The 17,979-nt window shown below is 65.2% G+C and carries 22 protein-coding genes and 1 tRNA gene; 16 read left to right on the top strand and 7 right to left on the bottom strand.

Going from position 1 to position 17,979, the window contains the following annotated elements:
* Nucleotides 1–28: 28 nt before the first annotated feature.
* Both H7828_RS20610 and H7828_RS20605 read right to left on the bottom strand, forming a co-directional pair.
* Entirely contained in the window at nucleotides 29–664 is a 636-nt protein-coding gene (locus tag H7828_RS20610; protein WP_226782959.1) for a hypothetical protein, read from the bottom strand.
* Nucleotides 661–1,383, bottom strand: a complete 723-nt coding sequence (locus tag H7828_RS20605) for a 16S rRNA (uracil(1498)-N(3))-methyltransferase (RefSeq protein WP_226782958.1) — start codon at nucleotides 1,381–1,383, stop codon at nucleotides 661–663. The genes H7828_RS20610 and H7828_RS20605 overlap by 4 nt, the downstream gene beginning before the upstream one ends.
* An 11-nt stretch (nucleotides 1,384–1,394) precedes the next feature.
* On the opposite strand from H7828_RS20605, the gene ubiA reads away from it, so the two are divergent.
* From ubiA to H7828_RS20590, 3 genes are all read left to right on the top strand, one after another.
* Complete coding sequence (gene ubiA, locus H7828_RS20600) at nucleotides 1,395–2,357, top strand: 4-hydroxybenzoate octaprenyltransferase (RefSeq protein ID WP_226782957.1); 963 nt, start codon at nucleotides 1,395–1,397, stop codon at nucleotides 2,355–2,357.
* Between the two features lie 63 nt (nucleotides 2,358–2,420).
* Nucleotides 2,421–4,343, top strand: a complete 1,923-nt coding sequence (locus tag H7828_RS20595; protein WP_226782956.1) for an OmpA family protein — start codon at nucleotides 2,421–2,423, stop codon at nucleotides 4,341–4,343.
* The gene (locus H7828_RS20590) at nucleotides 4,330–4,659 is read left to right on the top strand and encodes a hypothetical protein (RefSeq protein ID WP_245398805.1); all 330 of its coding nucleotides are present in this window, start codon (nucleotides 4,330–4,332) and stop codon (nucleotides 4,657–4,659) included. The genes H7828_RS20595 and H7828_RS20590 overlap by 14 nt, the downstream gene beginning before the upstream one ends.
* A gap of 2 nt (nucleotides 4,660–4,661) precedes the next feature.
* Here the strand turns inward: H7828_RS20590 and H7828_RS20585 are convergent, their stop codons facing one another.
* Both H7828_RS20585 and uxaC read right to left on the bottom strand, forming a co-directional pair.
* Complete coding sequence (locus tag H7828_RS20585) at nucleotides 4,662–5,963, bottom strand: mannitol dehydrogenase family protein (protein WP_226782955.1); 1,302 nt, start codon at nucleotides 5,961–5,963, stop codon at nucleotides 4,662–4,664.
* A gap of 2 nt (nucleotides 5,964–5,965) precedes the next feature.
* On the bottom strand, nucleotides 5,966–7,315 hold the full coding sequence (gene uxaC, locus H7828_RS20580) for a glucuronate isomerase (RefSeq protein ID WP_226782954.1): 1,350 nt from the start codon (nucleotides 7,313–7,315) through the stop codon (nucleotides 5,966–5,968).
* 154 nt (nucleotides 7,316–7,469) lie between these two features.
* On the opposite strand from uxaC, the gene H7828_RS20575 reads away from it, so the two are divergent.
* Nucleotides 7,470–8,396 (top strand): ABC transporter ATP-binding protein, encoded by a 927-nt coding sequence (locus tag H7828_RS20575; RefSeq protein WP_226782953.1) that lies wholly within the window; start codon nucleotides 7,470–7,472, stop codon nucleotides 8,394–8,396.
* The gene (locus H7828_RS20570; RefSeq protein ID WP_226782952.1) at nucleotides 8,393–9,154 is read left to right on the top strand and encodes an ABC transporter permease; all 762 of its coding nucleotides are present in this window, start codon (nucleotides 8,393–8,395) and stop codon (nucleotides 9,152–9,154) included. The genes H7828_RS20575 and H7828_RS20570 overlap by 4 nt, the downstream gene beginning before the upstream one ends.
* Before the next feature lie 3 nt (nucleotides 9,155–9,157).
* Here H7828_RS20570 and H7828_RS20565 read toward each other — a convergent pair whose 3' ends face one another.
* Nucleotides 9,158–9,490 carry a DnaJ family domain-containing protein gene (locus H7828_RS20565; RefSeq protein WP_226782951.1) on the bottom strand — a complete coding sequence of 111 codons (333 nt, stop codon included), beginning with the start codon at nucleotides 9,488–9,490 and terminating at the stop codon, nucleotides 9,158–9,160.
* 92 nt (nucleotides 9,491–9,582) lie between these two features.
* Here H7828_RS20565 and H7828_RS20560 point away from each other — a divergent pair, with 92 nt between their 5' ends.
* From H7828_RS20560 to H7828_RS20540, 5 genes are all read left to right on the top strand, one after another.
* The gene (locus tag H7828_RS20560; RefSeq protein WP_226782950.1) at nucleotides 9,583–10,380 is read left to right on the top strand and encodes a S49 family peptidase; all 798 of its coding nucleotides are present in this window, start codon (nucleotides 9,583–9,585) and stop codon (nucleotides 10,378–10,380) included.
* Nucleotides 10,380–10,544 carry a hypothetical protein gene (locus tag H7828_RS20555; protein ID WP_226782949.1) on the top strand — a complete coding sequence of 55 codons (165 nt, stop codon included), beginning with the start codon at nucleotides 10,380–10,382 and terminating at the stop codon, nucleotides 10,542–10,544. The genes H7828_RS20560 and H7828_RS20555 overlap by 1 nt, the downstream gene beginning before the upstream one ends.
* Nucleotide 10,545: 1 nt before the next feature.
* Nucleotides 10,546–11,502, top strand: coding sequence for a calcium/sodium antiporter (locus H7828_RS20550; protein ID WP_226782948.1), 957 nt, complete (start codon nucleotides 10,546–10,548; stop codon nucleotides 11,500–11,502).
* 408 nt (nucleotides 11,503–11,910) lie between these two features.
* Nucleotides 11,911–13,773, top strand: a complete 1,863-nt coding sequence (gene uvrC, locus H7828_RS20545; protein WP_226782947.1) for an excinuclease ABC subunit UvrC — start codon at nucleotides 11,911–11,913, stop codon at nucleotides 13,771–13,773.
* A 48-nt stretch (nucleotides 13,774–13,821) separates the two neighbouring features.
* Entirely contained in the window at nucleotides 13,822–14,367 is a 546-nt protein-coding gene (locus tag H7828_RS20540) for an antibiotic biosynthesis monooxygenase (protein WP_226782946.1), read from the top strand.
* On the opposite strand, the gene H7828_RS20535 is transcribed toward H7828_RS20540, so the two are convergent.
* A complete protein-coding gene (locus H7828_RS20535; RefSeq protein ID WP_226782945.1) occupies nucleotides 14,364–14,978 on the bottom strand; it encodes an NUDIX domain-containing protein in 615 nt (204 codons plus the stop codon). The two genes, H7828_RS20540 and H7828_RS20535, sit on opposite strands and share 4 nt — an antisense overlap.
* A gap of 142 nt (nucleotides 14,979–15,120) precedes the next feature.
* On the opposite strand from H7828_RS20535, the gene pgsA reads away from it, so the two are divergent.
* The 3 genes from pgsA to H7828_RS20520 are packed head-to-tail and all read left to right on the top strand — an operon-like array spanning nucleotide 15,121 to nucleotide 16,482.
* Nucleotides 15,121–15,792, top strand: a complete 672-nt coding sequence (pgsA, locus tag H7828_RS20530; protein ID WP_226782944.1) for a CDP-diacylglycerol--glycerol-3-phosphate 3-phosphatidyltransferase — start codon at nucleotides 15,121–15,123, stop codon at nucleotides 15,790–15,792.
* On the top strand, nucleotides 15,789–16,037 hold the full coding sequence (gene moaD / locus H7828_RS20525) for a molybdopterin converting factor subunit 1 (RefSeq protein ID WP_226782943.1): 249 nt from the start codon (nucleotides 15,789–15,791) through the stop codon (nucleotides 16,035–16,037). The genes pgsA and moaD overlap by 4 nt, the downstream gene beginning before the upstream one ends.
* 1 nt (nucleotide 16,038) lies before the next feature.
* Nucleotides 16,039–16,482 (top strand): molybdenum cofactor biosynthesis protein MoaE, encoded by a 444-nt coding sequence (locus H7828_RS20520; RefSeq protein WP_226782942.1) that lies wholly within the window; start codon nucleotides 16,039–16,041, stop codon nucleotides 16,480–16,482.
* A gap of 88 nt (nucleotides 16,483–16,570) precedes the next feature.
* On the opposite strand, the gene H7828_RS20515 is transcribed toward H7828_RS20520, so the two are convergent.
* Nucleotides 16,571–16,663, bottom strand: a tRNA-Ser gene (locus tag H7828_RS20515).
* A gap of 229 nt (nucleotides 16,664–16,892) precedes the next feature.
* Here H7828_RS20515 and H7828_RS20510 point away from each other — a divergent pair.
* Genes H7828_RS20510 through H7828_RS20500 form a run of 3 tightly spaced genes read left to right on the top strand, consistent with a single transcriptional unit; the run spans nucleotide 16,893 to nucleotide 17,858 of the window.
* On the top strand, nucleotides 16,893–17,114 hold the full coding sequence (locus H7828_RS20510) for a hypothetical protein (protein WP_226782941.1): 222 nt from the start codon (nucleotides 16,893–16,895) through the stop codon (nucleotides 17,112–17,114).
* A gap of 1 nt (nucleotide 17,115) precedes the next feature.
* Nucleotides 17,116–17,382 carry a hypothetical protein gene (locus H7828_RS20505; RefSeq protein ID WP_226782940.1) on the top strand — a complete coding sequence of 89 codons (267 nt, stop codon included), beginning with the start codon at nucleotides 17,116–17,118 and terminating at the stop codon, nucleotides 17,380–17,382.
* Nucleotides 17,379–17,858: a hypothetical protein gene (locus H7828_RS20500; protein ID WP_226782939.1), complete on the top strand. Its 480-nt coding sequence runs from the start codon at nucleotides 17,379–17,381 to the stop codon at nucleotides 17,856–17,858. The genes H7828_RS20505 and H7828_RS20500 overlap by 4 nt, the downstream gene beginning before the upstream one ends.
* Nucleotides 17,859–17,979: the final 121 nt, after the last annotated feature.

Genomic DNA, 17,979 nt, shown 5'->3' with positions numbered 1-17,979 from the left:
CGAGGGTTGAAAGGAAACGGGGTGCTTGTCAATGCAGGCGGGCGCGGTCGCGCTGCCAGATGACGAACAGGTGTTGCGCGTTTTCGCGCACGTCTTGGGGGTTCGCGTTTCCGCGCATGTCTTGGGGATCCGCGTTCCGGGCCTTGGGCGCATTGGCGCGCGGTACCAGTGCATGGACGTTGCTGCCCCCCGCCGATGGTGCGACGTGGCGCGCCGCGCGGATCGCCGCGTCGTAATCCAGCCCCGGCAGCGGGGCCAGGGCATCGAACAGCTTGTCGGCCCCGGCGGCATCGGCGGGCACCCGCAGGGGGGCGGCGCCGTCGGTGTGAAACACCCATGTGCGGCCCTGTCGGGTGTCGAATTCCACGCGCACGATGGCGTCGATGCTGATTGCGCCGCCGCCGTCGGGGCCGAACCAGGTGATCTGGCGTTCGTCCACGTCCACCATGCCCGGACCGTTGCCCGCACCGGGAAACCTGGCGCGCCGCACCGCCGGCAGCGCGATGGCGACCCCGGCCAGCAGGATCGCCCCGCCGACCCAGCGCATCAGCCCACCGCCCCACAAGGCCCAGTAGAGCCCGAAAAGCACCAGCGCCGCGCCCAGCAGCGCCTCGCGCCAGGGGGCAAGGGCCGCGCGCAGTTCGGGGCGGATGAAGCCGCTCATCCCCAATCGCCCAGGGCGGCCTGCCACAGGGTCAGCGCCGCGATGGCCGCCGTATCGGCCCGCAGGATGCGCGGGCCAAGCGAGACGGGGTGTGCCATTTCCATCGCGGTCAACCGCGCGCGCTCGGCCGGGGAAAAGCCGCCTTCGGGGCCGATCAGGATGGCCCAGGGCCCGCGCGGCGCATCGGCCAGGGATGTCGCCGCGCCCAGCCGCGATTCGTCGCAGAACATCAGGTGCCGGTCGGCAGGCCAGTCGGACAGAACCCTGTCGAGCCGGGCCAGGTCATCGACCGGGGGCACGAAGGTGCCGCCACACTGCTCGGCCGCCTCGGTCGCATGGGCCTGAAGCCGGTCCTGGCGGATGCGTTCGGCGTTGGTGTATTCGGTCTGCACCGGCATCACCCGGGCGGCGCCCAGTTCCACCGCCTTTTCGACGATGAAATCGGTGCGCGCCTTCTTGATCGGGGCGAACAGCAGCCAGACATCGGGCGGCATCACCAGGGGCGCGGTCTGCTCCACGGCGGCGATCACCCCCTTGCGCCGGTCGGCGCGCAGAACCTCGGCCCGCCAGGCGCCATCCTGGCCGTTGAAGACGGTCAGCCTGTCGCCCAGGGAAAGCCGCATCACCCCGAACAGGTAATGGGACTGGGCCTGCGTCAGCGCGCAGGATTGCCCCGGGGACAGGGGATGGTCTAGGTAAAGTCGAACGTTCGATGCCATGGGGCCAACATATGTCCGACACTTCCCAGATACCAGACGGTCAGGTGGCCGATGCCCCTGCCGGCAACTGGGTCGACCGGCTGGCCCCGGCGGCCACCCGGCCCTATCTGCGGCTGTCGCGGGCGGACCGGCCCATCGGCACATGGCTTTTGCTGCTGCCCTGCTGGTGGGGCCTGTTCCTGGCGATGGCGGTCAGCGGGCGCATGGGCTGGTACGACCTGTGGATCTTCGCGGGCTGTGCCATCGGCGCCTGGCTGATGCGTGGCGCGGGCTGCACCTGGAACGACATCACCGACCGCCACATCGACGGCGCGGTGGCGCGCACCCGGTCGCGGCCCATCCCCTCGGGGCAGGTGAGCTCGGGGCAGGCGCTGGCCTGGCTGGTGGCGCAGGCCCTGCTGGCCTTCCTGATCCTGCTGACCTTCAATGCCACCGCCATCGCCCTTGGCATCGGATCGCTGGCGCTGGTGGCGATCTATCCCTTCGCCAAGCGGTTCACCTGGTGGCCGCAGATCTTCCTGGGGCTGGCCTTCAACTGGGGCGCGCTTCTGGTCTATGCGGCCCATGCGGGCCATGTCGCCACCCCCGCTGTCCTTCTGTACCTGTCGGGCGTGGGATGGACGCTGTTCTATGACACCATCTATGCCCACCAGGACAAGGAGGACGACGCCCTGATCGGCGTGAAATCCACCGCCCGCCTGTTTGGCGACAACACCCATGCCTGGCTGCGCCGGTTCCTGGTGGGCACGGTCACACTGATGGCGCTGGCGGTGATCGCGGGGCTTGTGGGGCAGGCGAACGTGCTGTCGCTTGTGATTGCCCTTGGCGCGCCCTGGGCCATGGGCTGGCACATGGCCTGGCAACTGGGGCGGCTTGACATCGACGACAACGCGACCTGCCTGGCGCTGTTCCGCAGCAACCGCAACGCCGGCCTTCTGGCTGCGCTGTTTCTCGCCATCGCCGCGCTGCTTTGATTGCCCCCGACCGCCCGGCGCACTAGACAAAGGATCGGTACCGATCTGATCCAAGAGGCCCGGATGCGCTCAGCCCCGTTCATTCCCGCGTTCTTTGCCTTCGGGCTGGCCGCGATCATCGCCGTGTTCTCGGCCAGTTTCGCGGTTTCCAAGATCGAAAAGACATCGGTTGCGGATGTGACGACGGCAATGCGCGACCAGGGGCACGACTGGGTGTCGGTTTCGGCCGACGGCCTGCAACTGGAACTGGCAGGCACCGCCCCCGACGAGGCGACGCGCTTTCGCGCCATCACCGTGGCCAATGGCATCGTCGATGCCGCCCGGGTGATCGACCAGATGGAAGTGGCCGCCGCCGCCGTGATCGAAGCGCCCCGCTTCTCGGTCGAGATCCTGCGCAACGCCGGTGGCATTTCCCTGATCGGCCTGATCCCCGCCGCCACCGACCGCACGGCGCTTTTGGAAAAGGTCCGCAAGATCAAGGACGCCGGCGAGGTGAGCGACCTTCTCGAGATCGCCGATTACACGCCGCCCGAAGGCTGGAACACGGCGCTGGATTTCGGGCTGATGGCCCTGGCCAAGCTGCCGCGCTCGAAAATTTCCATCGCGGCGGACGAGGTTCTGGTGGATGCCATTTCCGACAGCCGCGATGCCAAGCGGCGCCTGGAAAGCGATCTGTCGCGCGCCGCGCCCGAGGGGCTGCGCCTGGCCATGACCATTGCCGCACCGCGCCCGGTGATCACCCCCTTCACCCTGCGCTTTCTGATCGACGGCGACGGAGCGCGCTTCGACGCCTGTTCGGCCGCCACGGAAAAGGGGCGCGACCGTATCCTGGCCGCCGCCCGCACCGCCGGGCTTGAGGGGCAGGCAAGCTGCACCATCGGCCTGGGCGTGCCCAGCCCCGAGTGGCCCCAGGCGGCGGTGGCGGCGATCGACGCACTGGCCGACCTGGGGGGCGGTTCCGTCACGCTGTCGGATGCCGACATCACGCTGGTGGGGCAGGCCGACACCAAGCAGGCCGATTTCGACCGCAGGGTGGGCGAGTTGGAAGGCGCGCTGCCGCTGGGCTTTTCGCTGTTTGCGGTGCTGCCCGAACCGGTGGTGATCGACGGCACCGGCGATGGCGCCGGCGCACCCGAATTCGTCGCCACCCGCAACGAAGAGGGTGCCGTGCAGTTGCGCGGGCGCATCGGGGCCGAGCGGGCGCGCAAGGCCATGGGCAGTTTCGCCCGCGCCCGGTTCGGGATGGAAGCGGTGACCGACGCCACCCGCAGCGACGACAGCCTGCCCGAGGGCTGGCTCCCCCGCGTGCTGGCCGCGCTGGATTCGCTGGCCCTGCTGCACGAGGGCACCGTGGTGGTTCAGCCCGACGTGGTGGACGTGACCGGGCGCACCGGCAACCCCGACGCCCGCGCCGAGGTGTCGCGCATCCTGTCCGACCAGTTGGGCAGCGCCGAGAACTTCACCCTCAAGATCACCTATGACAAGAAGCTGGACCCGGTGCTGGGCCTGCCCACCCCCGAGGAATGCGTCGAGCAGATCAACCAGGTTCTGGCGGTGCGCAAGATCACCTTCGCCCCCGGCTCGGCCGAGATCGACGCCGACGCCCGCGATACCGTCGAACGCATCGCGGAACTGCTGCGCACCTGCGACGACGTGCAGATGGAGATCGGCGGCTATACCGACAGCCAAGGCCGCGAGATCATGAACCAGCAACTGTCCCAGTCGCGGGCCGAGGCGGTGCTGACCGCCCTTGCCGCCCGCCGTGTCGCCACCGCGAACCTTGTCGCCATCGGTTATGGCGAGGAACGCCCCATCGCCACCAACGAGACGGAAGAAGGGCGCGAGGCCAATCGCAGGATTGAATTCAGGTTGATTGTGCCCGAAGAAGACGCCGAGGCCGACAGGAACCTGGACGAAGATCCGCCCGAGGCCGAAGAAGGCGAAATCATCACAGGCGGCGCAGGAACGGAAAATGAACAGAACTGAATTCATCGTTGTCACTGCGATCATCCTGTTCGTGGCGTTTTCCCTTGGCTGGTTCGCCTGCTGGCTGGTCCATCGCCTGACCCGCGTCAGCCAGAGCGATATCGGCGAACTCGATAACATGGCCCAGGCCATGCAGGAGGCCGAAGAGGCCCGGGACGAGGCCGTGGCCTATGCCAAGTCACGCGAAACGGAACTGAAGAACCAGCTTGCCCAGACCGAGGCCGAACTGCGCGCCGCCATGGACGGGCTGCGCGATGCCCGCCACGAAGCCGAGGAACTGCGCGGCTATATCGAGCGGGTCAACCAGGGCAACTGATCCTACCGGCCGTTCCCGGCCTCTGCCCGCTTGTCGATCACCGGTTGCGCCAGGGCGTCGGGAAGGCCCGCCGCCTTCAGGATCGCGGCAACCGGTTCGTCCTGGTTGCAGGCATCGGCCAGAGCCTCGGCCAGTGGATCATCCAGCGCCCGGCCCGCCGCCGTTTCCGACAATACGAACGATACCCAGGCCGCAATCGCGGTTTCGATAGCATCCGCCGCCTGCCCCGCATCCCGACGCGCCTGCCAGGGTGCCACCAGCCGTTGAGGCAGCTTCTGGCTGCCGTCCATGGCGATCTGGCGCAGCTTGTGATGCAGCGAGGGATTGGTGAACCGCGCAATCAGGGCATCGGCATAGGCGGGCGTTTCCGCGCGGATTTCGTCGGGCAGGGTTTCGGTTGCTTCCGCCATGACGCTGCGCGCGCCCTTCAACAGGTCCGGGTCGGCAATCGCCTCGTGAACATGGGTGTGGCCCGCCAGCGTTCCGGCATAGGCCAGCCAGGAATGCGCACCATTCAGCAGCCGCAGCTTGCGCAGCTCATAGGGGGCCACGTCATCGACCAGGCGCGCGCCCACCTCCTCCCACGACGGGCGTGGGCCGGCGAAGTCATCCTGGATCACCCAATCGCTGAAGGCTTCGGTGGCGACCGGGCTGGCATCGTTGCGCCCGGTGGCCTGTTTCACCTCGTCGATCAGGGCATCGGTGGTGGCAGGCGTGATCCTGTCGACCATGGTATCGGGAAAGCTGACATGGCTGGCCAGCCAGGGCGCAAGATCGGGCGCGGCGATGTCGCAGAAGCCTGTCAGCGCCTTCTTCAGCTTTTCACCATTGCCCGAAAGGTTGTCGCAGGACACCAGGGTGACGGGCCCTGCCCCCGCCGCCTGACGCGCGGCCAGTCCCCGGGCCAGAAAACCGAAAACGGTGCCCGTTGCGCCATCAAGATCGGCACGGATCGCCGGATCGTCGGCATTCAGCGCCCCGCTGGCCGGGTCCAGGTGATAGCCCTTCTCGGTGATGGTGAAGGTGATCACATGGGTCCGGGGCGAAGCGATCCTTTCGATGATCCGCCCTGCGTCCTCGGCGCCCACAAGCACCTCATCAATCACGTCGATCCAGGCATGGGACACGCCCTTTGCGTCCTTGATGACAAGGGTATAGCCGAAATCCTGCGGGGCGAGCCTGTCGCGCACCCCGGCCGAGCGAAGCGAAACGCCCGTGATCTTCCAGCCGCCGGCCCTGTGGGTGTACCAGGCCTGGTGGGCGCGATGAAAATTGCCGATGCCGAAATGCAGGATGCGGTTCATTCTCAAATCTCCAGCCGATAGGCGCTGCGGGCCAGGCCGGTCGACAGCAGACCGGCGATGCGGGTGGCATCGTCGATGCCGAACAGCCCGCGCTTGACCTGTTTGCCCAGGTGCGTCGCAACCCCCTGGCGCCAGACATCGTGGCGCGCCGGGATCGAACAGAAGGCGCGGGTATCGTCGTTGAAGCCGGCCAGGTTGTGATACCCGGCGGTTTCCACCACCCGGTCGAAATACCGCGCGATGCCCCGTGCGCTGTCATGAAACCACCAGGGCGGCCCGATGCGCAGGCAGGGCCAGTGCCCGGCCATGGGGGCCAGTTCGCGCGAATAGGTGGATTCGTCCAGGGTGAAGAGGATCATGTTGAATCCTTCGACATGGCCCACCTGATCCAGCAAGGGGCCAAGGCCGCGCACCCAATCGGTGGCCACCGGAATGTCGGCGCCCATGTCGCGCCCGTACTTGCGCAGCAGGGCGGCGTTGGTGTTGCGCCGCGATCCGGCGTGGATCTGCATCACCAGCCCGTCGTCACAGCTCATCCGCGCGGATTCGACCAGCATGTGGGCGTTGAAATCGGCGGCCTCCTCGGCGGTGCAGGTGCCCTTGCGCGCCTTGGCGTAAAGATCGCCCATCCGTTCGGGAATCCAGGCCGTGCGCAGCACCTCCTGGGCGTGATCGGTGGCGGTGGCGCCCAGTGCCTTGAAATGGGCGCGACGCTGGCGCAGCGCATCCAGGAAACCGGGGAAACCCTCGATGTCGTGCATCTTCTCAAGCTCGGCCATGGCCGGGGCAAAGCGGGCATCGGCGGGATCGAACAGGGCATCGGGGCGGAAAGTGGGGATCACCCGCCCCTCCCACCCCGAGTCGCGGATCGTCTGGTGGTGGACCAGCGGATCGGTGGCGGCATCGGTGGTGGCCAGGGTTTCGATGTTGAACGACCGGAACAGCGCGCGGGGGCGAAACCCGGGCGTTTTCAGGGCGGCGTCGATGTGATCGTAGATTTCATCGGCGGTATCCGGCCCGAAGGCCAGGTCACAGCCGAAAGTCTCGCGGAACATGTAGGTCAGCCAGCTGTGCGAGGGCGTGCCGAGGAACCTGTCCCAATGTGCGGCGAAAAGGTTCCAGATCGCGCGGTTGTCGCGCTGGTCGGGCGGTGTGCCGATCCCGATATCGGCCAGCGACACCCCCTGCGACAGCAGCATCCGGAACAGATAGTGATCGGGGGTCAGGATCAGGGTCGTCGGGTCGGGAAAGGCCGCGTCATCGGCAAACCACGACGGTTCGCAATGACCATGGGGCGAAACGATCGGGTCGTGGCGGATCGTCTCGTATATCCTGCGTGCGGTCTTGTTCATTCGGCGCCTCCTGGTTCTGGCGCCACCCTAGCCAATGGTCCGGCGGGGGAACAGGGGGAACTGCGCGCCCTTGCACATGCCCCCTGCGCCATGGCACCTTGCCATCTGCCTCGGGTTCGGGGCACAGATGCGTGAACTTTCCCGAGGATTTCCCATGGCCGACATCGTCAGCGTGCGCGACGTGCAGAAAACCTATGACAGCGGGTTCCAGGCGCTGAAAACCGTTTCCCTGGACATCCGCGAAGGCGAGGTTCTGGCCCTTCTCGGCCCCAACGGCGCGGGCAAGACCACGCTGATCTCGCTGATCTGCGGCATTGCCCGCCTGACCGGCGGCACGATCACGGTGGGCGGGCATGACGTGGTGACCGATTACCGCGCCACGCGCCGGCTGATCGGGCTGGTGCCGCAGGAACTTCACCTTGATCCCTTCGAGAAGGTCATCAACGCCATGCGCTTCACCCGCGGGCTGTTCGGCTTTCCGCAGGATGACGCCCTGATCGAAAAGGTGCTGCGCCGCCTTGCGCTTTGGGAAAAGCGCGACAGCCGCATCATCGAACTGTCAGGCGGCATGAAGCGCCGGGTTCTGATCGCCAAGGCGCTGGCCCATTCACCGCGCATCCTGTTCCTGGACGAACCCAGCGCCGGCGTCGACGTCGAGTTGCGCAAGGACATGTGGCGCATCGTGGACGAGTTGAAGAAGGATGGCGTGACCATCATCCTGACGACCCACTACATCGAAGAGGCCGAGGCCATCGCCGACCGCATCGCCGTGATCGACAAGGGCGAGATCAAGCTGATCCAGGAAAAGGCCGAACTGATGCGCCAGATGGGCCGCAAGCAGATGATCATCGAATTGCAGCAACCCGTCGATGCCGTGCCCGACACGCTGGCGCCCTACGGGTTGGAACTGGGCGAGGGCGGCACGCTGGTCTATTCCTATGACACCCGGGGCGAACGGACCGGGATCACCAAGCTGCTGTCCGATATTTCCGCCGCAGGGCTGACCCTGCGCGACGTGCAGACCCACCAAAGCAGCCTTGAAGACATTTTCGTCGATCTGGTGCAGGGAGATGCCCAATGAACCTCCACGCCATCCGCGCAATCTATACCTTCGAGATGAACCGCGCCCTGCGCACCCTGCTGCAAAGCGTCGTCTCGCCCATCCTGTCCACCTCGCTTTACTTCGTGGTCTTCGGCGCGGCCATCGGCAGCCGGATCGAAACCGTCGAAGGGGTCAGCTATGGCGCTTTCATCGTGCCGGGGCTGATCATGCTGTCGGTGCTGGTGCAGTCGGTCAGCGCCGCCAGCTTCGGGATCTTCGCCCCCAAGTACAGCGGCGCGATCTACGAGTTGCTGTCGGCCCCCGCGTCCTTCATCGAGGTGACGGCGGGTTATGTCCTGGCGGCAGCCACACGGTCGCTTGTGATCGGGCTCATCATCCTGGGCACGTCGTTCCTTTTCATCGACATCACCATCCTGCATCCCTTCTGGATGATCGGCTTCCTGATGCTGACCTGCCTGTCGTTCGCGCTGTTCGGGTTCATCATCGGCATCTGGGCGCGCAATTTCGAACAGTTGCAACTGGTGCCGATGCTGATCGTCACGCCGCTGGTGTTTCTTGGCGGCTCCTTCTACTCGATCACCATGCTGCCGCCGGTCTGGCAGACGATCACCCTGTTCAACCCGGTGGTCTACCTGGTGTCGGGGTTCCGCTGGGCTTTCTTTGGCGCCGCCGACGTTTCGGTGGGCTGGAGCGTGCTTGCCATTGCCGGGTTTACCCTGGTTTGCCTGGCCGTGATCGCCTGGATCTTCCGCACCGGGTATCGCCTGCGGAAATGACCGTCACCGCATGAATTTGCGGCGGCTTTCCTCAGCAATCGACTGACGCAGCATCAAATCGGAAAGTTTGGCCATTTCCACCTTGCGAGCCTCCGGGTCGGAGATGGTGGCCATCCGTTGTTTCTGGGCGATGACCGCCTTTTTCAGCAGGATTTCGGCAGGCAGCACGCCCGCTTCGGCCATCATCCGAAACCCGGCAGCCTCGCCTGCGTCCACGAACGCCGCCTCGGGGCGGTCCGCAAGGGGCGCACCCTCGCCGCGAAGATTCTCAAGCTGACCGGTGGCCCGAGCCTTGAGGATCTGTCGTTCGATCAGTCGTTGCATCCAGCCAATCATCGCGGCCTCCTGCATTGGATTTATGAAGTCGGTCCCAACATCGCAAGCCCGCGGCCTTGTTGCGGGGCGGTGCAGGCGCTACATGGCTTGGGATGAAACGCTTTGTGCCCTTCCTTCCCAAACCGCCCACCGTCGCCGTGATCCGCCTTGAGGGCGTGATTTCCACCGGCGGGCGCGGCAGCCTGAACGATGCCGGGCTTGCCGCCCTCATCGAAAAGGCGTTTTCGCGCGGAAAACCGAAGGCGGTGGCGCTGGCCATCAACTCACCGGGGGGCAGCCCCGTGCAATCCTCGCTGATCGCGGCGCGCATCCGGCGGCTGGCGGGGGAAAAGAACATACCCGTTCACGCCTTCGTCGAGGATGTGGCCGCCTCGGGGGGATACTGGCTGGCCAGTGCGGCCGATCACATCTGGGCCGACGAAACCTCGATCGTCGGGTCGATCGGCGTCATCTCGGCCGGCTTCGGGCTTGAGGATTTCATCGAGCGTCATGGCATCAAGCGGCGGGTTTATACGGCGGGCAATTCCAAATCCATGCTCGACCCGTTCCAGGCGGAAAAGCCCGAGGACATCCAGCGCCTGAAGGCCCTTCAGGAACAGATACACGCCGCCTTCATCGCCCAGGTCAAAAGCCGCCGCGCAGGCAAGCTGCCCGAGGGGCGCGATCTGTTCACCGGTGACATCTGGGCCGGCAGAGGTGCGCAGGAGGTCGGGCTGATCGACGGCATCGCCCACCTGGTGCCGAAGATGAAAGAGCTTTTCGGCGACAAGGTGCGCTTCAACGTCCTGTCGCGCAAGCGGCCCTTCCTGTCGCGGATCGGTCTGTCCCTGGGCGACGCGGCCATCGGCGCACTGGAAGACCGCGCCGCCTTTGCGCGGTTCGGGCTCTGATGATCAAGGTCGTCACCTTCTTCCTGATCGGGATGATCGTTCTTGCCATGTTCGGCAAGCTCCGGTTTCCGGGTCAGAAACGTCTGAAATCCAAGAAATGCCACCGCTGCGGGCGGTATCGCATCGGCAAGGGGCCGTGCGATTGCGGCAAGGGAACCTCCTGAAATGCACGATTTCGCCTATGTGGGCATCGGTCTGGTGATCCTGCTTCTGGCAGGCGATTCCCTGGTTCGTGGCGCGGTGAACCTGGCCCTGCGCCTGGGCATCCCGGCGCTGATCGTTTCGCTGACCGTGGTGGCCTTCGGCACCTCGGCGCCCGAGCTTCTGATCTCGGTCAGCGCGATCCTTGACGACGCGCCGGGCATTGCGCTGGGCAACGTGGTGGGGTCGAACACGGCCAACATCCTTCTGGTGCTGGGCATCCCGGCGATGATCGCGGCGATGCACATGGCCGGGGCCGAAACGCGCAAGAACTACCTTATGATGCTGGCCGCCACGGTGCTGTTCATCGGCCTGTGCTTCTTCGGCCCGCTGACCTGGTGGCACGGGCTGATCATGCTGGCGGCGCTGGCGCTGATCCTGGCCGATCAGCTGCGCGATGCCCTCACCCACCGGCGGGCCGGCAAGAAGGCCGAAGCCGAGGTGGAAGTCGAAGTCGAGGGCGCCGATCCGTCGATGCGGGGCTACAAGATCGCGCTGTTCCTTGCGGTCGGGCTGGTGGGTCTTCCGCTGGGGGCCGACATGCTGGTGCAGGGCGCCACCGGCATCGCCCGCGATTACGGGGTCAGCGAAACCGTGATCGGCCTGACGCTGGTGGCGGTCGGCACCTCGCTGCCGGAACTGGCCACGACGGTGATGGCGGCCTTCCGCAAGCAGGCGGATGTGGCCATGGGCAACGTCATCGGGTCCAACATGTTCAACCTGCTGGCGATCATCGGCATCTCGACCCTCATCGGCCCGATCCCCGTGACCGACCAGTTCCTGACCTTCGATCTCTGGGTCATGCTGGGGGCGTCGCTGTTGCTGATGCCCTTCGTCATCGGGCATTGGACCATGGGCCGGGCCTGGGGCGCGATCTTCGCCGCGCTTTACGGGGGCTATGTCCTGCTTACGGTCTGGTAACGGCGCGAGGTTTCCTGTCGGTGCCGCCCTGCCGTTTCGCAACTTTATTGCGCCGCCAATCGCGGCAGAGCCGCCGCCCGTCTGGCGCTTTTCCTCCCCCGGCGCGGCCCGACAGGGCACTGCCCCAGCGTCAGTTGTGCACCGGCCCCGAAACCGTCATGCGAATGTTACATCTTCTGTAATGAATTCAGTCGGTTGTGATATGTGGAAAAACTTATACATTGTTTTCAACAGGTTAAGATACCGCCTAAAAATTGGGCAAAGCGGTGAAACCTGCCGAAACAAATGGGAAATGGCCACCTTCCAGAAGTTGCCCGCAGACTTATCCACAGAAACGGTGGGTATGTTCGCCCTTGCCGAGACCGGCGCGCCGTTGCAGACAATCCCGGGAATCGCGAAGGTGCTCAGATGACCGATTCACCCCCCCGCCCCACCGGCCACGCCTGTATCCAATCCTACCTTCGGACGCTGGACAATTCGCCCGGCGTCTACCGGATGCTGGATGCGCGGGGGGCGGTTCTTTACGTCGGCAAGGCGCGCAACCTGCGCAAGCGGGTCAGCAACTATGCCAACCCCAACGGCCATTCGCCCCGGATCGACAGGATGATCCGCGAAACCGCCAGCATGATGTTCCTGACCACCCGCACCGAGACCGAGGCGCTGCTGCTGGAACAGAACCTCATCAAGCAGCTCAAGCCCAAGTTCAACGTGCTGCTGCGCGACGACAAGTCCTTCCCGAATATCCTTGTGACCGGGGAACACCCCTTCCCCATGATCAAGAAGCACCGGGGCGCCAAGAAGGAAAAGGGCAGCTACTACGGCCCCTTTGCCAGCGCGGGCGCGGTGAACCGCACCCTGACCCAGCTTCAGCGCGTGTTCCTGCTGCGCAACTGCACGGATTCGGTATTTGAATCGCGCACCCGTCCCTGTCTGCAATACCAGATCAAACGCTGTGCGGCCCCCTGCGTCGGCTATGTCAGCCAGGAGGAATACGGCGCATTGGTGAAGGATGCCGAGAGGTTCCTGCAAGGCAAGTCCACCAACGTCCAGTCCGAGCTTGCCCGCGACATGGAGGCCGCCAGCGAGGCGATGGAATTCGAACGCGCCGCCGCCCTGCGCGACCGCATCCGCGCCCTGACCCAGGTGCAGGCCGGACAGGGCATCAACCCCCAGGGCGTGGCCGAGGCCGACGTGATCGCGCTTCACATGGAACAGGGGCAGGCCTGCGTGCAGGTATTCTTCATCCGCGCCAACCAGAACTGGGGCAACCACGACTATTATCCGCGCACCGGTGCCGGGGCCGGCCCGGCCGAGGTGATGCAGGCCTTCGTGGGCCAGTTCTATGGCGACCGCGAACCGCCGCCCCTTGTCCTGCTGTCCGACGCCATCGAAGACGCCGACCTGATGGCCGAGGCCCTGACCGAAAAGCGTGGCGCCAAGGTTGAAATCGCCGTACCGCAACGCGGCGAGAAGCAGGAGCTTGTCGCCGGAGCTCTGCGCAACGCCCGCGAAAGCCTGGCCCGCAAGATGGCCGAGACCGCCAGCCAGACCCGGCTTCTGAAAGGCCTGGCCGAGGCCTTCGACCTGCCCGCCCCGCCCCAGCGGATCGAGGTTTACGACAACAGCCATATCCAGGGCACCAATGCCGTGGGCGGCATGATCGTGGCCGGGCCCGACGGGTTCATCAAGAACCAGTACCGCAAGTTCAACATCAAGGGCACCGACCTGACCCCGGGTGACGATTTCGGCATGATGAAAGAGGTGATGACCCGCCGCTTCGCCCGCCTGCTGAAGGAAGACCCCGAGCGCACCTCGGGCACATGGCCCGATCTGTTGCTGATCGACGGCGGGCAGGGGCAGGTTTCGGCGGTGCGCGAGATCATGGACGCGATGGGCGTGGGCGACATCCCCATGGTGGGCGTGGCCAAGGGCGAAGATCGCGACGCCGGGAAAGAGGAATTCCACCGCACCGGCAAGCCCCCCATGGCCCTGCGCCACAACGACCCGGTGCTGTATTTCATCCAGCGGATGCGCGACGAGGTGCATCGTTTCGCCATCGGCGCGCATCGCGCGAAACGTGCCAAGGCCGTGGGCGCCACCCCGCTTGACGATCTGCCGGGCGTCGGCGCGGCGCGCAAACGCGCCCTGCTGACCCATTTCGGCAGCGCCAAGGCGGTTGCGCGGGCCGACCTGAAGGATCTGAAGGCGGTCGATGGCATCTCGGGCAACCTGGCCGAAAAGATCTATGCCTATTTCCATGAGAAGGGTTAGTGCACGCCTGCCCGTGCGCGCCGCACCACCCCGCAGAAGGGATTGCAGATGTCCAAGGATGCCCAACCCGTCCTCTCCGTCATCACCCGGAGGTTTCGCCCGGAGCTGGCCAAGGACATCCGCGCCGCGCTGGAAAACCTTCAGAAGGCCGCCGCCAGGCAGCCCGGCTATCTGGGCGAGCAGAACAGCCTGACACAGGTTGATGACGGCTGCGAACTTGTCACCGTCTTCGCCTTCGATTCACGGGCCAACCTGCTGCGCTGGGAAAGCTCGGATGTACGCAAGACGTTCCTTGCCCAGCTAGAGCGTCACCCGCAGGAAAGCGTGAAACACACGACCTTCGATGGCCTTTCCTTCCTGCTGGGCCCGCAGGCCAGTCTGCGCAAGATCGAGATCGTCGCAATCCTCATCTTCTGGATCTTCCTGTCGGGCATGGCGCTTGGCCATCTCGCCGACCTCGTGCTGCCCACCGCCCTGCCCGCACCCCTGCGCAGCCTGCTGCTGATCTCGGTGAACGTGGCCCTGATCAGCTATGTCCTGCTGCCCTGGTCAAGCCGTGTCCTGACGCGGGTGAAGGCCCGTTTCTCGCGCTAGGCTTGGCGCCCCGGTGCGCCGAAAGCGCCTTCGCCACGCGCCAGCCGCAGTGCCAGCGCCTGCAACAGGATCACGGTCTTGCCATCCTGGATGCGCCCGTCGGCCACCATGTCCAGCGCCTCGGTCAAGGGCAGGTGCAGCACGGCGATATCCTCGCCCTCTTCGCGCAGCCCGCCCCCCGGGGCCACCCGGTCGGCGGCGCTGTAGCGGCCCAGGTACAGCCGCTGATAGGCCGATACCGAACCCGGCGTCATGTAGAAGTTGCCCACCGGGTAAAGGTCGCTGATCCGGTATCCGGTTTCCTCTTCCAGCTCGGCCTGCATCCTTTCGCGCGGCGTGGCGCCGTCAAGATGGCCGGCCGGGGCCTCGATCATCATACCGTCGTCCCCCGCGATTTCCACGGCGACGCGAAACTGGCGGGTCAGAACCACCGTTCCCGTTTCGGGATCGTAAAGCAGGCAACAGACACCGTGCCCGCGTTCGAACACCTCGCGGTCCATCCGCTGCCAGGTGCCGTCGCGGCGGCGCAGCTCGAACTCGAACCGCGACAGCCGGGTAAAGCCGTCCGCCAGAACCGTCTGGCCGCGCAATCGGAAATTGTCGTTTGCCATGCTGCCCTCGCCCGGTCGCCCCGTTGTTGGCCTGCGACAGGCCAAAGTCAATCGGCGCAAGGTGCAAACAAAATTGTATCAGCCGCGGTTCCGATGACGACTCTGCCTTCCAACCGCTGCGCCGAAGGGCTATCTCTGGCCCATGAATTGGACCATCCCGAATATCCTGACGGTGCTCCGTCTTTTGGCCGCGCCGGGCGTCGCCATCATGTTCCTGTATTTCACCCGCCCCTGGGCCGACTGGTTCGCGCTGGTGTTGTTCGTGACCGCCGCCATCACCGACTGGATCGACGGCTACCTGGCCCGCGCCTGGAAACAGGAAAGCCGCTTTGGCGCCATGCTTGACCCGATCGCCGACAAGGCGATGGTGGTCATCGCCCTTCTGGTCATCACCGGCTTTTCGGGCATGAACCCCTGGATTCTCCTGCCGGCCACCATGATCCTGTTCCGCGAGGTCTTCGTTTCGGGCCTGCGCGAATTCCTCGGGGCCAAGGCCGGGCTTCTGAAGGTCACGAAACTGGCCAAGTGGAAGACCACGGCGCAGATGACGGCGATTGCCGTTCTGTTCGTACCGGGCATCCTGCTGCATCATTTCATCGACCGCACCGTCGGCATGGACCCCGAGATGGTCGATTCGATCCTCTCGGGAACGCTCAGCGACGAGGTGGGTCTTCTCTGGCTTGATGCCTCGCGGATCTGGGCCGGCTGGATCGGAATTGCGCTGCTCTGGGTGGCCGCCGCGCTGACGCTGATGACCGGCTGGGATTACTTCCGCAAGGCCCTGCCCTTCCTGACGGACGAGGCGCGCAAATGATCGATGTCGTCTATTTCGCCTGGGTGCGCGAACGCATCGGCCTGCCGCGCGAAAGCGTGGAAACCTCGGCCGCCACCGTGGCCGACCTGGTGGCCGAGCTGCGCGCCCGCGAAGACCGCTATGACATGGCCTTCACCGACCTGTCGGCCCTGCGCGTCGCGGTCGATCAGGAACTGACCGATTTCGACGCCCCCCTGGCCGGCGTGCGCGAAGTGGCCTTCTTCCCGCCGATGACGGGCGGCTGAAATGACCGTCCGGTTGCAGGAAGCCGCCTTTGACGCGGGGGCCGAGCTGAACGCCTTCACCGCCGCGCAATCCAACGCGGGCGCCGTGGTCAGCTTCTCGGGCATCGTGCGCAACAGCGCCCGGGGCGATCTGGTCGCCATGGAGATCGAACATTACCCGGCAATGACCGGCAGCGCGATCGAGGCGATGATCGAAACCGCCCGCGGCCGGTTTGCCCTAGGCGATGCGCTGGTGATCCACCGCCACGGCCGCCTTGCGCCCGCAGAACCGATCATGATGGTGGCCACGGCATCGCGCCACCGCGCCGATGCCTTCGCGGCGGCCGAATTCCTCATGGACTACCTGAAATCACGCGCACCCTTCTGGAAGAAGGAAGTCACCGCCAGCGGCGCCCAATGGGTCGCCCCCCGCGACGCCGACGAAAAGGCCCTCACCCGCTGGTGAAGCCGGGCCCTCGCCTCCGGTAAATCCTGCCACATCACTTGCAATATCGCTGGATCGGCGCGGACAGAACGTTTCCCCTCCCGGCACTTGGTGACCCCGGCAGGATTCGAACCTGCAACCTGCCCCTTAGGAGGGGGCATCACCCCGCGCAGAATAAGGGCTTTCCCGCAAAAGAACTGCCCCTAGCGCAGGCGTGTTCTTGGTCTGTGCAGGTTTTGCCGGTTCGCACAGGTTCGTTGAACCAAAGAGCATACCCCACGGAAACCCGCAGCCGCGAACGCTGGCCCTAACCCATCCCCACCCAGGGGCTAACCCGGCGGCGGGGACCAGCCGCGACGGCGAGTAGTGCGCCAACCCCAGACGCCCCCTGTCCGCGCCAAATGGGCAGGGGGCAATTACAGGAGAGGGATATGACCGACAGACACACAGCCTACATTGTGACACTGGAAGCGCCGATAAGAGACGACGACGCCCAGCCGACGATTGACGCCATCCGGCAGATCAAGGGTGTTCTAGATGTTCGCCCCGTCATTGCTGGGATGGAGCAAATGAGTGGCGCGGTACGGATGGATCATGAATGGAGAAACGCGCTTATCCAGTTGGTGCAGAACGGGACGAAACCCAATGAATGACATGACTGACACAGACCCCCGCGAACTGGTGAAGCGGATCAAGCGCGTTGCCGACACCATGCGCCGCATGAGGGCCGCGACCATCGAAGCCTACGAACTGGATTCCGCCGCCGCCGCCCTCACCGCAGCACTGGACGAGAACGAGAGGCTGCGGGATGCGCTGTCTGATCTGGTCGAATGCAGCCAGCTTACGGACGATGCCGACTGGCCGAAGGGCCAAGACCCCCTGTCACGCGCGCGCGCCGCCCTGAAAGGAACAGAGCAATGAGTGAGGCAGACACAAGCCGGGAGGCTGTTGAGATAATGGCCGAATACTACGCCGGATGGGCACGAGACATTCGGGCTAAAGGCGTTCACAGCCAAGACGCAGGTTATCGCGATGAAACCGCTGCCACCCTTCGCGCCCTACTGGACCGGGCCGAGAAGGCCGAGGCCGAGCGGGATGCCGCATGGAACGAGGCGATTGAGGCGGCGGCGCGGCGCATGGCGAAAGGAGGCCTGCACACCATCAGCGATCGCGTCGAGGCCATTCGCGCCCTTCGCAAAGGAGACACCCCCGCGCCTGACCCGGTGAAGGAGGCGGCGCGTGTGTTGTCAGGTAATATTCCCAACCCAATATTTGACGTTTTGAAATATCATATGTCGGGAGAGTTTCAGGTCCGTATGGAGTGGGTTAGCGAGGACGGCGACGACGAATTTATAGATCAAACCATCGAATGGACAACGATAAAGGAAATTCGGTAGTGGGTCAGTTTGAAATCAGAAAGTAAACCCTCGCGCGAGGCACCATTTGCACCGACCCGCGCGAGGCACTATCTTGGGTACATGACAAACAAGCCCAAAAGACCCCGTGACGCCAACCAGC

Source organism: Oceaniglobus trochenteri (assembly GCF_020529025.1).
GTDB lineage: Bacteria > Pseudomonadota > Alphaproteobacteria > Rhodobacterales > Rhodobacteraceae > Oceaniglobus > Oceaniglobus trochenteri.
Note: the sequence above shows the minus strand (reverse complement) of the source record. Positions and strands in the feature narration are given on the sequence as shown.

Bases quoted from the DNA above. Each gene is read 5' to 3' on its own strand.
- pgsA (WP_226782944.1), top strand. From the start codon at position 15,121: ATGAATTGGACCATCCCGAATATCCTGACGGTGCTCCGTCTTTTGGCC.
- H7828_RS20555 (WP_226782949.1), top strand. From the start codon at position 10,380: ATGATCAAGGTCGTCACCTTCTTCCTGATCGGGATGATCGTTCTTGCC.
- H7828_RS20595 (WP_226782956.1), top strand. From the start codon at position 2,421: ATGCGCTCAGCCCCGTTCATTCCCGCGTTCTTTGCCTTCGGGCTGGCC.
- H7828_RS20520 (WP_226782942.1), top strand. From the start codon at position 16,039: ATGACCGTCCGGTTGCAGGAAGCCGCCTTTGACGCGGGGGCCGAGCTG.
- H7828_RS20505 (WP_226782940.1), top strand. From the start codon at position 17,116: ATGACTGACACAGACCCCCGCGAACTGGTGAAGCGGATCAAGCGCGTT.
- H7828_RS20610 (WP_226782959.1), bottom strand. From the start codon at position 664: ATGAGCGGCTTCATCCGCCCCGAACTGCGCGCGGCCCTTGCCCCCTGG.
- H7828_RS20585 (WP_226782955.1), bottom strand. From the start codon at position 5,963: ATGAACCGCATCCTGCATTTCGGCATCGGCAATTTTCATCGCGCCCAC.
- uxaC (WP_226782954.1), bottom strand. From the start codon at position 7,315: ATGAACAAGACCGCACGCAGGATATACGAGACGATCCGCCACGACCCG.
- H7828_RS20510 (WP_226782941.1), top strand. From the start codon at position 16,893: ATGACCGACAGACACACAGCCTACATTGTGACACTGGAAGCGCCGATA.
- H7828_RS20565 (WP_226782951.1), bottom strand. From the start codon at position 9,490: ATGATTGGCTGGATGCAACGACTGATCGAACGACAGATCCTCAAGGCT.
- H7828_RS20560 (WP_226782950.1), top strand. From the start codon at position 9,583: ATGAAACGCTTTGTGCCCTTCCTTCCCAAACCGCCCACCGTCGCCGTG.
- moaD (WP_226782943.1), top strand. From the start codon at position 15,789: ATGATCGATGTCGTCTATTTCGCCTGGGTGCGCGAACGCATCGGCCTG.
- H7828_RS20575 (WP_226782953.1), top strand. From the start codon at position 7,470: ATGGCCGACATCGTCAGCGTGCGCGACGTGCAGAAAACCTATGACAGC.
- H7828_RS20605 (WP_226782958.1), bottom strand. From the start codon at position 1,383: ATGGCATCGAACGTTCGACTTTACCTAGACCATCCCCTGTCCCCGGGG.
- H7828_RS20540 (WP_226782946.1), top strand. From the start codon at position 13,822: ATGTCCAAGGATGCCCAACCCGTCCTCTCCGTCATCACCCGGAGGTTT.
- uvrC (WP_226782947.1), top strand. From the start codon at position 11,911: ATGACCGATTCACCCCCCCGCCCCACCGGCCACGCCTGTATCCAATCC.
- H7828_RS20535 (WP_226782945.1), bottom strand. From the start codon at position 14,978: ATGGCAAACGACAATTTCCGATTGCGCGGCCAGACGGTTCTGGCGGAC.
- H7828_RS20550 (WP_226782948.1), top strand. From the start codon at position 10,546: ATGCACGATTTCGCCTATGTGGGCATCGGTCTGGTGATCCTGCTTCTG.
- H7828_RS20570 (WP_226782952.1), top strand. From the start codon at position 8,393: ATGAACCTCCACGCCATCCGCGCAATCTATACCTTCGAGATGAACCGC.
- ubiA (WP_226782957.1), top strand. From the start codon at position 1,395: ATGTCCGACACTTCCCAGATACCAGACGGTCAGGTGGCCGATGCCCCT.
- H7828_RS20590 (WP_245398805.1), top strand. From the start codon at position 4,330: ATGAACAGAACTGAATTCATCGTTGTCACTGCGATCATCCTGTTCGTG.
- H7828_RS20500 (WP_226782939.1), top strand. From the start codon at position 17,379: ATGAGTGAGGCAGACACAAGCCGGGAGGCTGTTGAGATAATGGCCGAA.